Below are 11,892 nucleotides of genomic sequence, written 5' to 3' on the forward strand. Positions count from 1 at the left end.
AATGGGCGAAATCATCCCGCGCCGCAAACTGTACCAGGAGGTCGTAGACCGTCTGATGGAGCGCATTCGCTCCGGTGAGATCGCGCCCGGCACGCAATTGCCGTCGGAGCGTGAACTCATGGAGATGTATGGCGTCGGCCGGCCGGCGGTGCGCGAGGCCCTTCAAACGTTGGAGCGGTCCGGCATCGTCGAGATCGTGCATGGGGAGCGCGCGCGCGTGGTCGTGCCAACTGCGGATCGGCTGATCGGACAGATTGCCGGCGGGGCCATGCACCTGCTGCGCACGCATCCCGACATGCTGGCGCATTTGAAACACGCGCGCCTCTTTCTGGAAACGGGCACCGCGCGCATGGCTGCTGAACGCGCTACCGAAGAGGACGTTGCGCGACTGCAATTGAGCGTGGCCCAGCATCGGGCGTCGATGGTCAATCTCGAGGAGTTCATCGAGCGCGATATGGCGTTCCATCGTGAGATAGCGATGATTAGCGGCAATCCGATTTTCCCGTCGATCGTCGAATCGTTGTTTCGCTGGGCCGGCGAATACTATCGTCCGCTGGTTCGCGCGCCTGGCGCCGAGGAACTGACGCTATCCGAGCATCAGCGTATTGTCGACGCAATTGCCCGTCACGATGGTGACGGCGCTTCCGAAGCAATGCGCGCGCATCTGACTCGCGCCAACGAACTGTATCGCACGCTGATTACGTAGCGACCCGTCGTGCGGGTTCATCGCAGAGTCGGCATCTCTCCGTCGGGTCGGCTCCGATGACGGCTGCTAGCCAACACTTCGACTCCATCGAGATCTCACGCTGGCCGCGGAGAACCGTTATTCACTGCCTCTCCTGCGTTTCGCGGGGCGCGCCTCGAACCTGGCATTGCAATTGCGGGCAGTGGATGCGTGCCCCCGGGCACCTCCACCGTACGCAGGCCGGCTCAACTTCTACCTTGCGATCGATGTCGTTGGAAACAAAAATCTGCCATCAATCGACCGGATCGAGGCAGAACTTCGCCCGGACACGTACGGGGGGCGCGAGCAACCCTAAAGCCGAGACGAATTTTACATAAAAGAAATGAGCGAAATTTATATTTAGTATGCTTAACTAAATAACACAGAGAGCATTCATGTAGAGATGGACGTAAGACATGACCTGAATGTTGTGGCCTGTAGATTTCCCGGCGAGCTTCTTCGCGGCAGCAGGATCGGTGCCGCGTCGTCACTAGCTACTTCTGACGATTGAGGCTCATTTGATGTCTACACGAGACGGGAGGTAAATAGGGCATCGCTCTGAACTGCAATCGATCGATTCAATTTCGCCTCAAAGACCAGCGCTTTTGAAAAGTTTCGACGGTGGAATGTGTAGGGCGTCAGCAATTCGAATGAGGTTTAGAACAGATAGGTTGCGTTCCCCTCGCTCGATTCGCCCCATATGGCTGCGGTCAATTCCCGTCGCATGCGCAAGGGCCTCCTGTGAGACACCGAATTCCTGCCGACGAGCGCGAACCGTCGCGCCTATGGCGGCTAGGTGTCCCGCATCGTCCATTTTGACCGATACCCTTTGCATCCCATGATGGTCGCGGTATGATGGTCGTTTGGCCACGGCATTTACGACCCATTTTTGAGGGCGATGGTCTTTTTACTTTTGGGTCACGTTTCTAATGTCGGGTTGAAAGCGTCCTCCGCCTCAGTCGGCAACGGCTGGCGCAGTGCGGGCGTGGCGGCGAGCGTAGACGCGGGATAAGTGAATAAGGTGGCGGGAATTTTGTCGGTCGTCTGTCTGTGGGTTCTTTTTCGTCGACTCTTGTCGCGAAGACCACATGCTCGGCGAGCAGTTCGTTGGTAATGAAAGCGTTTGAGGTCGTAGCTGTATGTTTGTAACAAGTGAAATTAACCGTGTGCCTGCGTTGAACGTGCCTTTCGGCGGGTTGCCGGGCAGGGGGGTATGGTCAGCGGTCCAGCAACTGTTACCGCGGGACGTCCTGATTCTCAGGGTGTCGCGGGCGCGCTCGCGGGCCGTCCCGACGATCGTGATGCTGGACCTGCCCGCAACCGCTGCGACGCTCGAGCAGTTCGTCGGAGGGGATGTCGTTCTGCGCGACGCGGCCGTACTGAGTACGAGGCTGGCACGGGAGGTCGGCCAGTGGACGCTCGAACCGCTTTGCGAGATCCGGGTGGGCGCAACCGAGTACGAACATCGCGGCCAGGGCAAGCAACTGCTCACGGTGGACCCGGTTCACGACCGCTGCGGGGCGGACGTTGTCGGTGCCGTATGCGCTGGCGACACAGCCCGCGCGCGGCAGGCGGCTCTGGCGCGCGAAGGCGCCAGCCGCACCGGCTAGTGCCTAATCCTGGCTCGCAGGGCGATGCACCGGTGAGGAGAGGGGGCGCCGTGATAATCCGCCTATGGGGTGTCCATTTGACCGGAGTTAAGCGTAGACTGGGGCAATGGAACGCGCCCACGCCAGCATCCACTACCCTAAGTCCCTTGGGGAGTTTCAGGCCTGGTTCCCGACTGATGCAGACTGCCTGGACTACCTCGAATGGCTGCGATGGCCTTGCGGCTTCGTCTGCCCGTCCTGTGGGCATCACGGAGGATGGCGGCTTGGGGACAACCGGTTCATGTGTACTGGATGCGGTAGCCGCACATCGGTGATGGCTGGCACCATCTTTGACCGGACACGTACTCCGCTCACGGTTTGGTTTTCGGTCTGTTGGCATTTTGCTACCGCTAAAGATGGGATCTCCGCGCTGAGTTTGAAGCGGACCTTGGAGATCGGCTCCTACCAGACGGTGTGGGCTATTCTTCATCGCCTGCGGTCTGTTCTGATTCGCCCCGATCGGGAGCGCCTTTGCGGGAAGGTGGAGGTGGACGAAACCTACATCGGAGGCAAAGAATCCGGACTTTCGGGAGGCCGTGCCAAAGGGAAGAAGATCCTGACGTGTATCGCGATCGAGATCGTGGAGCCGAAGGGATTCGGGCGCTGTCGAATGGCGCCCGTGGCGGATGCCTCCTCGGAATCGCTTCGCTCCTTCGTGTTGGATAACGTCGAGCCCGGGGCGACGGTCATCACCGATGCCTGGCAGGGTTACCGGTGGCTGGAGAAGAATGGTTACATCCATGACCGCCGTAGCCAGCGGGCCGCGTCGGCGCGGGGCGAGGACCCCGAAGAACTTCTGCCAGGTGTGCATCGAATAGCGTCCCTTGCAAAACGTTGGCTCCTGGGCACCCACCAGGGAGCGGTGGATTCTGCACACTTGCCCAGTTACCTGGACGAGTTCGTGTTCCGTTTCAACCGCCGCCGCTCACGTAGCCGAGGGATGCTGTTCTATCGGGTCATGGAGCTTGCTGTCGCCCATGGACCGGTTCGTTACCAAGACCTTGTTATGACCCAGCGCCCAAAGGCTGTTCCTCCAAAGCCGCCGGGGCAACGCGGACATCCGCCCAGCTTGGAGCGACCTTCGCCGAGCCGCCCGTGGAGGCAAAACGCTAACTCCGGTTAAATGGACACCCCATATCCGCCTTATCGCGGCCAGCGCACCACCGGCGCATCGGCTGCGGCTTCAAACAGGGATCGGTATGAGCAGACGCAGGCGGGCGATCGGGCTTCCCGACGAAACCGCCGAAGCGCTGCGCGCGCGGCTGCGGCGCTTCGTGTGTGCGACCCGCGACGACGTAACCGGGGCCGTGCCGATCCCGTTTCCCGCACACGTGACGGTGCTTGCCGGGCCGCTGCGGCGGATCCGCGGCGCGCGCGAACACCGCATGGTGCCGGTGCCGGAGGTGCGGGCCGGGTCAGACGCGCGCAGGGAAGACGGCGACAAAACCCGATCAGCCCCGGGCGGGTTCGCGCTGGATGACACGGGGCGAGCCGACGGCCAAATGATGACGTAACGGACATGACGGATACACACTTTCACGGCGCATTGCGCTGGCCACTGCCGGCTGAACTCGAGCCGCAGGCTGGCTGGAACAACCGGTATTTCCTCGACACGGAATTCACCGACTTCCGGCAGTGCCAGCTGCTCAGTCTCGCCCTCGTGGGCGAGAACGGGTACGAGTTCTACGGCGAGCGGACCGATTTCGATCCGGCGCTGTGCAGCGACTTTGTCCGCGCCGTGGTACTGCCGCAGCTCGGCCAGTTCGAGGGGCGCGCGATGCCGTTTGCAGCGCTGCGCGAGGCACTGCGCGCATGGCTCATGGCGGTGCCGGGCGACTCCGGGCCGGTGCTGTGCTACGACTACGAGACGGACCTGGCCCTGTTGCGGTTCCTGCTGGGCGGCCCGCTGCCGCGTGGCTGGCGGCTCGAGAACATCGCAGGCACGCGCAACCCGGAGCGGCGCGCCGCCTACTACGCGCGCCATGGCGGCGAGCACCATGCGCTACATGACGCGCGCGCCAATGCGTACGCGTGCACCGGTTGAAGCCGGGCGGCTGCCGGCCGGGCCGTCGTCCGGTCTCCAGCGTGCGGACGCATTTCTTCGCTCAAACAGAAACAGCCTCATGAAGGGGATCAGGATGGCCGGGATGCGTGTGTGGATTCCACGATCCGACGTACCGCGGATGGCACAGCGCCTGCGGGACCGACGCAAGGCGTCAGCGATGACACAGGGCGATCTCGCGGTCAGGGTGGGAGTGGCAAGAGTGACCCTGGTGCGCAGGGAGAAGGGAAGGTGGCCGCGCACCGTCGCAGCCGCCACCGTGAACGCGCTGGAAGCGGCCCTGCAGGTGCCGCCGGGTTGGCTGCTCGGTCCTGAAACGCAACCGTTGCCGGACCCCGTGTTCAATGCAGCGGATGCCGTCGCCCGCGCAGACGGCGATCCCCAGTCATGGATCCCCGCCGCCCGGTGCCGCGAGATCGGCCCTCACGCGCGGCGGCTGCGCAGTGAACTGGGCCTGTGCGTTGCGGAGGTGGCGCGCGCCTGTCACGTGTCCCGTCCCACGCTGTTGCAGTGGGAGCAGGGGACGTTTCCGAAGGCGCTCACCGTGGCGCGCCTTCGCACCTGGGAGCACGCCCTGCTGCTCGCGCCGGGGCAACTGCTGGCGCCGTCGGCATCGCATCCCGGGGTAGGCGATGGCCGCTGGCGCGTGACGATCGGCACGGAAACGCTCGAGGCTGCCATCCATCGCGTCGCGGCGTGCCTCGCCACCCGCGGACGCAACCTGCTCCAACCGGAGCAGCCGCTGGATGGCCGGGCCGCGCGCGATGCCGACCTGCTGGCCCACCGCTATGGGGTGGGCGCGCATCGCTGGCCACTGGTCGACGTGGCCGTCTCATACGGGATCGATCCGTCGCACGCACGCCAGACCGTCGCGCGCATGGTCGCGCGCGCGGCCGGGTTCGCCTTCAGGATTCCGGTGCTGGATGACATGCTCGCGGTGGGCGCGGCGGGCTTTTCGTTCACGACCGCCGTTGCCGATGGCCGCATGCGTGACCTGCTGGGGCCCTCGCTGTCCATGGAACGCGCTGCGGCATTCGCCGGCGAAATACTGTCCCGGCGGATCACCGGTGCGGATCCTGGCAACGCGGTGGCCGGCACCCGCATGCCGGCGAAAGCGGCGAACCCTTCGCTGGCCGCGGACGTCGTCTGTGTTGCGAAGGAACATCGCCTCGACAGGTCGCAAGTGCGCAAGGGGGCGTAGCCAGCCTCGCGCCCGGCCGGCAGGGCGGGGTATGGCGGAAGGAGAACGCGAAAGCCATCGAAAGCGAGAACGCTTGCGTGGCGCAGCAGGGGCTTCCACTCGACGGCTACTGGAAGTTCTGAGGGGGCGTTCAGCTGTCCGGGCGAAGCCACCGGGACGGCCTGATTTGCTGGGGGGCAGGCGATCGCGGCGCAGGTTCGGGACCTCGACCCGATGCGCGTCCGCGCAACTGCGGCACCGGATGACAAGATCACAAGGAAAGGCGAATGCTTCGAATCACCATTGAATTGCTGCCCGGTGGACGGGAAGACGGAAAGCGGGTCATCGCGACGGCGGACATCGCGCGCGTGAGTGGCGGCGCACTCGCGGACTACAGGGTGGCCCTGGACGATGCGGTGCTCGGGCAGGTTGGCGCGCGGGCCACGGTGCGCGGCTATCCGAGATGGGCGGGCAGCGTATGGGACCTCGTTGCGCGCTGTGTTGCCGCCGCACTGAACCAGGGACGCGAAGCATTACCGCCGCGACCCACGCAACCGCAGGTGACGGTTCACGTGAATGACGCAGGCTACCGTTACGTGCGTCTGGATGAGATTCACGAGCCTGCCAGAACGTACTTCGACAGGAAACTGGCCGGTTCGGGCATTCCTGACCACGGCTGTGCTTTCGCGCACGACTGGTTCGACTTTCTCAACGGCCAGCGCTGATGCCAGAGCGGTGCGCCGTGCTTTGTAGCAAGTTGCAGCCTCACGCACACCATGTCGATCAGATCGAACCAGCCGTCGCCGCACTCGAAACCCCACAGGCAGAAAACCGTTGGGACGGTATCCAGATCATCAGCGACTGTCGGGTTGACGTCGAAGATGAGCGGGTATTTTGCCCGCAGGATGCCTGACAGTTCCTCGCGCACCGTTCTCTCGCTCCCATTCCTGTACCGCCATTGCAGCAACGGGATCGATTGTCCCATAGTGAAAGGCTCTCCGGAACCCGAGTGCGGTGCACGGTCAGTGATGGGCGATGATGGCGTTCTGGAATGCGCTGCAAATTTTATAAGCGTCAGGCAGCACGGCCGCTCGGCCAACCTGCTTCTCGCCAGACACCCTATACGCCGGGCATCGGAGATTGCGACAATGGCGCTCCCTGAAGCATATTGCGGTTATCGACTCGAGTCTGTCATGGCCGCATGCAGATCGGCTGCTTCATCCGGAAGAAGGGATAAGGCTGGACCACCTGCGAACCTGTCTGGCCAACCGGGATCGCATGATGAACAGTGAAATGAGAGGCGGCTGTCAGTGACGCCGCGGACCGCATCCAGTATCTGCAGCGATTGGCCGCCGACAATCAGGGCATCGGCGAAACGCTCGCAAAAGGGACAGGGATTCATGAGTACCAGGAACCACATCAAGTATCAGGCGAAAGAGGGTGATCAGCCCGGCTGGGATCTCTACACCGAGATTCTTGAGCCGGACGACGTCGTGTATCTCGAGCTCGACGGTGTAGCCGCTGAAGTCACGATGCTCGGCAACATGGAGCGCGGCCCGGGCACGGTGCTGTTGCGCCTGCCGGTCGACACTGCGAAGCAGCTTGGTCTCGTGCCGCCGGACTGGGAAAAGTCGGACTGGGCAAAAGGATAGGTCATGCGCGAATACCGGGACAGGACGGTGCAGGAGGTCGCGGCATGCACATGCGACCGCTGCGGCCGGCGCATGACGCCCGTTGACGATCAGTGGGAGTGGTACGAAAAGATGTCGCTCGATTGGCGTGGCGGCTTTGGCTCGATTTTCGGCGACGGCGCCCATGTGAGCCTTGACCTTTGCCAGCAGTGTGTCCGCGATACGCTGGGGCGTTGGCTTCGCGTCGATCCGCCGTCCGGACCGGATGGCTCAATGCAAGCCCTGAAGGGCGTCGTGCCCCGACCCAATGCGCCGGTATCTGTCGACAGGATGAATCCCTGGGAATTTCACGAGCGCGACTAGAGGGCTTACCGCCCCATGCGGCTCCGCGCGTCGCTCAGACTTTCCGATCATGGATTGCCGTTTCTCATGGGGCATCCCGAACTCACCGTCGCGACACTCAGGCGGCTCGTTACCTTCGGATGAACAGGTTAGCCTTATCGCTGAACGAGTCTTGTCGACCGCATCGCCGCCGGTGCGACGTTGGGAGTTCAAGCGCAGGTAACAAGATGGACCGGTCGTTCATGACGGCGCCTCAGAGGCAGCAGCTCGGCCAAAGCCGACGTTGGGGAGGGCTGGGTTCTACGTCGGCAATGTGAAGGATTGCCGACGTAGCGGCGCCGAGCAGCCGGGCGACAGATTCCGGCATCGCGAACTCACACTCCCGACCCGAAGCGGCCGGTCGAACTCCAAGAGGCGTATGGCCGCTTCCGCCATGTACTGCAGCCGTTGCGGCCACCCATGCGAGCAACGAGCTATCGTCGCTTGCCGACATTGGGACGAACTGGGTTCTAGGTCAGCAATATTGCGGATGCTGACCGTGGCGGCATTGAAGAGCCGATCAGTTTCCACTCACGGTCTTGACGGGCTGCCATTTACCGTCTTTGACCTGATACAACGTCGACATCGGACTCTTCTGGTCGCCATTCGAATCGAATGCAATCTTGCCCGTGATGCCCTCGTAGTCCGTGCTCCGAATCGCCGGCACAAATGCCGCGGGCTTTGCTGACCCGGCCTTCTTCATCGCGTCTATCGCCAGCCATGTGGCGTCGTAGGCAAAGGGTGAGTAAGTCAGGTTTTCGGTGCCAAACTTGTGCTTGTATTTGTCGGCAAACTCGGTACCACGCGGGAGTTCGTTAAGCGGACGCCCGTATTCCCAAGCCAGCGCGCCTTCTGCTGAAGGGCCGGCTACTTGAGTGAATACCGTGTCCGCGACGGCTCCCCCGCCGAGGAATTGCGCACGCATGCCGAGCATCTTCATCTGCTTGATGACCAGACCGGCTTGATTGTCCAGACCACCGAAATACACCAGGTCGGCATTCGAGGACTTCATATGTGTCAGTTGTGCACGGAAGTCGACAGCCTTGTCATTCGTGTATTGCTGATCAACGATCTGGCCCCCGGCGGCCTTCACGGCCTTGATGAATTCCTCGGCTTCGCCTTGCCCGAACGCGGTTCGGTCATCCATGACGGCAATTCGCTCTGCCTTGGTGACAGTAACGGCATAGTTACCCGCGATGCCGGCGTTCTGGGCGTCGGTCGGAATCATGCGGAAAATCGTCTTCATCCCTCGCCGCGTGATTTCGGGATTGGTCGCCGAAGCCAGCATCATTGGAATGCCGGCCGCCGTGAATGCAGATGACGTGGGCAGGCACACCCCGGAATTCAAGGGGCCGATTACGACAGCGACGCCATCGTCAACCAGTTTCTGTGCAACCTGCACCCCGATGCGGGGATCACCCTGATCGTCGACCGAGTCAAGTTCGAATTGAACCGGCTGGCCACCCACCGTCAAATGCTGCGCGTTGGCCTCGTCGATGGCCAAACGCACTCCATTCTCAGTGTCTTTGCCAAGCGCGGCGGTTCCGCCCGTGAGCGGCGCCGACATCCCGATCTTTACCACCTGTACCGCGTTCGCTATCCCGGGCGCGACTACAAATGAAGCCGCCGCTACACCCATTGAAAGCACTACTAAGCAAGCGTTCCTTTTCAACATGGCCAATCTCCTGATCGCGCTCGGAAAATACAGTTTTGAATACAAATGGAACAGAACTCTCCAGATGGATCCTTTACCCGGTTGCCACCTGGAGTTGCAACAACGTCACCGCTACACGCCGATTTGAAGTCTGATTACCTCATCATGCGAAAGGGCCTGCCTCCCCTGGCCATCTTCGATTTCGCGCCGCACGTCAACGACCGACAAGCCCCCCGCCGGTAGACTTCGAGCAGTTCAACGCCACTGCTAAATGACTTCATCCGATCACCGATCATCTGAAGACGATTGTTCGCGTTCCACTGAGAAAGACCTTCTTCTCAATGTGGTAGCGCACAGCTTTTGCCAAGGCCAGGCACTCCAGGTCCCGGCCGACAGCCGCGAGCTCGTTCGCGCTGTATACATGATCGACACGTTCAATGGCCTGCTCGATGATCGGACCTTCATCGAGGTCTGGCGTGACATAGTGAGCCGTCGCGCCGATATATTTAACGCCCCGATCGTAAGCTTGCCGGTAGGGCAAGGCGCCCTTGAAGCTCGGCAGCAGTGAGTGATGGATGTTGATCGCACGCCCAGTGAGCTTTTCGCAAAGATCGTTCGAGACAACCTGCATATACCGGGCGAGTATGATCAGCTCGCTGGACGTTTGCTCGACAATTTCCAACAACTCTGCTTCTCGCTCCGGTTTTGTTTCCGGGGTGACCGGGAGAACATGGAACGGAATACCGTGCCGCTCCGCCGCGGGGCGAAGTGTGTCGTGGTTCGATACGATCGCGCGGATGTCCATCCGAAGATCGCCGGTGCGGACACGGTAAAGGAGATCCTCGAGGCAGTGGTCTGCCTTCGAGACCATGATCAGCACGCGCGGGCGATATTCCTGCCTCTCGATACTCCACCGCATTGCGAACCGCTTCGCAGTCTGCTCGAACGCTTCGCGAAGCGAGTGCAGGGTCTGCGGCGTCTCGCCTCGTGCACGAAAGGCTATACGTGAAGAGTACCGGTCCGCATCCAGGTCGTCGTACTGCGACATTTCCGTGATGTCACAGCAGCGTTCGGTGAGAAAGCTGCCAATCGCCCCGACGATGCCGAGTGCGCCGCGACTCGTGACTGTCAGAACGTACCGATCCGAACCTGCCGCGCCACGACTGCCGGCTTCGGCGATCGGCGCATGCACCGCGATACCTGCGTCAACAACGGACATCTGAAAATCTCCAATTCATGCTTCTCAACGGTGGACGGCTCCGACCTGTTTCGTTGAGCCGCGCGTGGCAAGACAAGCACGATCTACGGCTGACGGCGCTCGTAGATTGGGAAGCGCTCGCAGAGCTGCTTCACTTCTGCGCGTACCTTGGCGGCCACAGCAGACGCGTCTGAGCTCTCGGTGTCGGTTGCCACGGATTTGAGCACCTCGACGATCAGGTCGCCGATCCGTTCAAATTCCGCAACACCGAATCCACGCGTCGTTCCCGCGGCGGTGCCCAGCCGGATTCCGGAAGTGACCGCCGGCCGCTCCGGGTCGAAAGGAATGCCGTTCTTGTTGCACGTCAGGCCCGCACGTTCGAGGGCCAATTCCGCATCCTTGCCGGTCACCCCCAGCCGGCGCAGATCGACGAGGACGATATGGCTGTCGGTGCCGCCCGAAACGATCGTGGCGCCGTGCTGCGCGAGCCGTGCAGCCAGCGCCTTGGCGTTCGCCACCACCGACTCGGCGTACGTGCGGAAAGCGGGCACCAGGGCTTCACCGAAAGCGACCGCCTTGGCAGCGATCACATGCATCAATGGACCACCTTGCAGTCCCGGGAAAACCGCTGAATTGATCTTCTTCGCGAGCGCTTCGTCGTTGGTGAGAATCAAGCCTCCGCGCGGTCCGCGAAGCGTCTTGTGGGTCGTCGACGTCACGATGTGCGCGTGCGGGAACGGGGACGGATAGACGCCCGCCACGATGAGGCCGGCGTAGTGAGCGGCATCGACGAGCAGATGAGCCCCCACGGCATCGGCAATGGCACGGAACCGCGCGAAGTCGATGGTGCGTGGATAACTGGAGCCGCCGGCGATGATCATCTTGGGGCGATGCTCATGGGCGAGGCGCTCCACCTCCTCATAATCGATCAGCGCATTTTCCTGGCGAACGCCATAGCCGACCGCCTTGAACCACTTCCCGGAAAGGGTGGGCGGGGCACCGTGCGTGAGGTGACCGCCCGCGGACAGCGACATGCCGAGAATGGTGTCGCCCGGCTGCAGCAGCGCGAACATGACTGCGCTGTTCGCCTGCGCCCCCGAGTGGGCCTGGACATTGGCGTATTCACAGCCGAACAACCGTTTGGCCCGTTGAATCGCAATGTCTTCAACGACGTCGACGTGCTCGCAACCGCCGTAGTAGCGGCGACCGGGGTAGCCCTCGGCATACTTGTTGGTCAGAACGGAGCCCTGCGCCGCAAGCACGGCCGCCGAGACGATGTTCTCGGAGGCGATCAGCTCGATCTGGTCCTGTTGACGGCCGAGTTCGTCCTTGATTGTGGCGAACACATCCCCGTCCGCAGCGGTCGATTCGCTGATCGCTGCTTGCAGCTCTTCCAGGTTATTCAACATCGCT

14 protein-coding genes and 1 pseudogene are annotated in these 11,892 nt (G+C 62.2%); 11 read left to right on the forward strand and 4 right to left on the reverse strand.

The features are described from left to right. The first annotated feature begins 1 nt into the window (after window position 1). Complete coding sequence (locus tag OKW35_RS22530; protein ID WP_429402657.1) at window positions 2-706, forward strand: transcriptional regulator NanR; 705 nt, start codon at window positions 2-4, stop codon at window positions 704-706. 607 nt (window positions 707-1,313) lie between these two features. Here the strand turns inward: OKW35_RS22530 and OKW35_RS22535 are convergent. Then, window positions 1,314-1,559, reverse strand: coding sequence for a helix-turn-helix domain-containing protein (locus tag OKW35_RS22535; protein WP_187620005.1), 246 nt, complete (start codon window positions 1,557-1,559; stop codon window positions 1,314-1,316). Window positions 1,560-2,025: 466 nt separating this feature from the next. Between OKW35_RS22535 and OKW35_RS22540 the strand changes: the two genes are divergently transcribed. The 9 genes and pseudogenes from OKW35_RS22540 (at window position 2,026) to OKW35_RS22580 (ending at window position 7,609) form a co-directional block, all read left to right on the forward strand. Further along, window positions 2,026-2,334, forward strand: coding sequence for a hypothetical protein (locus OKW35_RS22540; protein ID WP_429553176.1), 309 nt, complete (start codon window positions 2,026-2,028; stop codon window positions 2,332-2,334). A gap of 106 nt (window positions 2,335-2,440) precedes the next feature. Then, a pseudogene (locus OKW35_RS22545) lies at window positions 2,441-3,379 on the forward strand (IS1595 family transposase); the annotation flags it as partial. 193 nt (window positions 3,380-3,572) lie between these two features. Continuing rightward, window positions 3,573-3,887: a hypothetical protein gene (locus tag OKW35_RS22550; RefSeq protein WP_429553177.1), complete on the forward strand. Its 315-nt coding sequence runs from the start codon at window positions 3,573-3,575 to the stop codon at window positions 3,885-3,887. 5 nt (window positions 3,888-3,892) lie between these two features. Then, a complete protein-coding gene (locus tag OKW35_RS22555) occupies window positions 3,893-4,417 on the forward strand; it encodes a hypothetical protein (RefSeq protein ID WP_429553178.1) in 525 nt (174 codons plus the stop codon). Between the two features lie 139 nt (window positions 4,418-4,556). Continuing rightward, entirely contained in the window at window positions 4,557-5,636 is a 1,080-nt protein-coding gene (locus OKW35_RS22560) for a helix-turn-helix domain-containing protein (protein ID WP_429553827.1), read from the forward strand. Next, window positions 5,582-5,758: a type II toxin-antitoxin system CcdA family antitoxin gene (locus OKW35_RS22565; protein WP_429354211.1), complete on the forward strand. Its 177-nt coding sequence runs from the start codon at window positions 5,582-5,584 to the stop codon at window positions 5,756-5,758. Before OKW35_RS22560 ends, OKW35_RS22565 begins: the two co-directional genes overlap by 55 nt. A gap of 144 nt (window positions 5,759-5,902) precedes the next feature. Next, entirely contained in the window at window positions 5,903-6,340 is a 438-nt protein-coding gene (locus OKW35_RS22570) for a hypothetical protein (RefSeq protein WP_429553179.1), read from the forward strand. 675 nt (window positions 6,341-7,015) lie between these two features. Beyond that, on the forward strand, window positions 7,016-7,267 hold the full coding sequence (locus tag OKW35_RS22575; RefSeq protein ID WP_429553180.1) for a hypothetical protein: 252 nt from the start codon (window positions 7,016-7,018) through the stop codon (window positions 7,265-7,267). Between the two features lie 3 nt (window positions 7,268-7,270). Further along, window positions 7,271-7,609 carry a hypothetical protein gene (locus OKW35_RS22580; RefSeq protein WP_429353577.1) on the forward strand — a complete coding sequence of 113 codons (339 nt, stop codon included), beginning with the start codon at window positions 7,271-7,273 and terminating at the stop codon, window positions 7,607-7,609. Window positions 7,610-8,147: 538 nt separating this feature from the next. On the opposite strand, the gene OKW35_RS22585 is transcribed toward OKW35_RS22580, so the two are convergent. Further along, complete coding sequence (locus tag OKW35_RS22585; RefSeq protein WP_429510059.1) at window positions 8,148-9,209, reverse strand: branched-chain amino acid ABC transporter substrate-binding protein; 1,062 nt, start codon at window positions 9,207-9,209, stop codon at window positions 8,148-8,150. Here OKW35_RS22585 and OKW35_RS22590 point away from each other — a divergent pair. Then, on the forward strand, window positions 9,124-9,429 hold the full coding sequence (locus tag OKW35_RS22590; RefSeq protein WP_429553877.1) for a hypothetical protein: 306 nt from the start codon (window positions 9,124-9,126) through the stop codon (window positions 9,427-9,429). The genes OKW35_RS22585 and OKW35_RS22590 overlap by 86 nt on opposite strands. 144 nt (window positions 9,430-9,573) lie before the next feature. On the opposite strand, the gene purU is transcribed toward OKW35_RS22590, so the two are convergent. Both purU and glyA read right to left on the reverse strand, forming a co-directional pair. Further along, window positions 9,574-10,500 (reverse strand): formyltetrahydrofolate deformylase, encoded by a 927-nt coding sequence (gene purU, locus OKW35_RS22595; RefSeq protein WP_429402664.1) that lies wholly within the window; start codon window positions 10,498-10,500, stop codon window positions 9,574-9,576. Window positions 10,501-10,583: 83 nt separating this feature from the next. Further along, complete coding sequence (glyA, locus tag OKW35_RS22600; protein ID WP_429553828.1) at window positions 10,584-11,876, reverse strand: serine hydroxymethyltransferase; 1,293 nt, start codon at window positions 11,874-11,876, stop codon at window positions 10,584-10,586. Window positions 11,877-11,892: the final 16 nt, after the last annotated feature.

The organism is Paraburkholderia sp. MM5477-R1 (assembly GCF_050436385.1).
Lineage (GTDB): Bacteria > Pseudomonadota > Gammaproteobacteria > Burkholderiales > Burkholderiaceae > Paraburkholderia > Paraburkholderia tuberum.

Coding starts and splice junctions, on each gene's coding strand:
- OKW35_RS22550 (WP_429553177.1), top strand. CDS start 3,573: ATGAGCAGACGCAGGCGGGCGATCGGGCTTCCCGACGAAACCGCCGAA.
- OKW35_RS22575 (WP_429553180.1), top strand. CDS start 7,016: ATGAGTACCAGGAACCACATCAAGTATCAGGCGAAAGAGGGTGATCAG.
- OKW35_RS22570 (WP_429553179.1), top strand. CDS start 5,903: ATGCTTCGAATCACCATTGAATTGCTGCCCGGTGGACGGGAAGACGGA.
- OKW35_RS22535 (WP_187620005.1), bottom strand. CDS start 1,559: ATGCAAAGGGTATCGGTCAAAATGGACGATGCGGGACACCTAGCCGCC.
- OKW35_RS22530 (WP_429402657.1), top strand. CDS start 2: ATGGGCGAAATCATCCCGCGCCGCAAACTGTACCAGGAGGTCGTAGAC.
- OKW35_RS22590 (WP_429553877.1), top strand. CDS start 9,124: ATGGCCAAACGCACTCCATTCTCAGTGTCTTTGCCAAGCGCGGCGGTT.
- OKW35_RS22540 (WP_429553176.1), top strand. CDS start 2,026: ATGCTGGACCTGCCCGCAACCGCTGCGACGCTCGAGCAGTTCGTCGGA.
- OKW35_RS22555 (WP_429553178.1), top strand. CDS start 3,893: ATGACGGATACACACTTTCACGGCGCATTGCGCTGGCCACTGCCGGCT.
- purU (WP_429402664.1), bottom strand. CDS start 10,500: ATGTCCGTTGTTGACGCAGGTATCGCGGTGCATGCGCCGATCGCCGAA.
- OKW35_RS22580 (WP_429353577.1), top strand. CDS start 7,271: ATGCGCGAATACCGGGACAGGACGGTGCAGGAGGTCGCGGCATGCACA.
- OKW35_RS22560 (WP_429553827.1), top strand. CDS start 4,557: ATGGCACAGCGCCTGCGGGACCGACGCAAGGCGTCAGCGATGACACAG.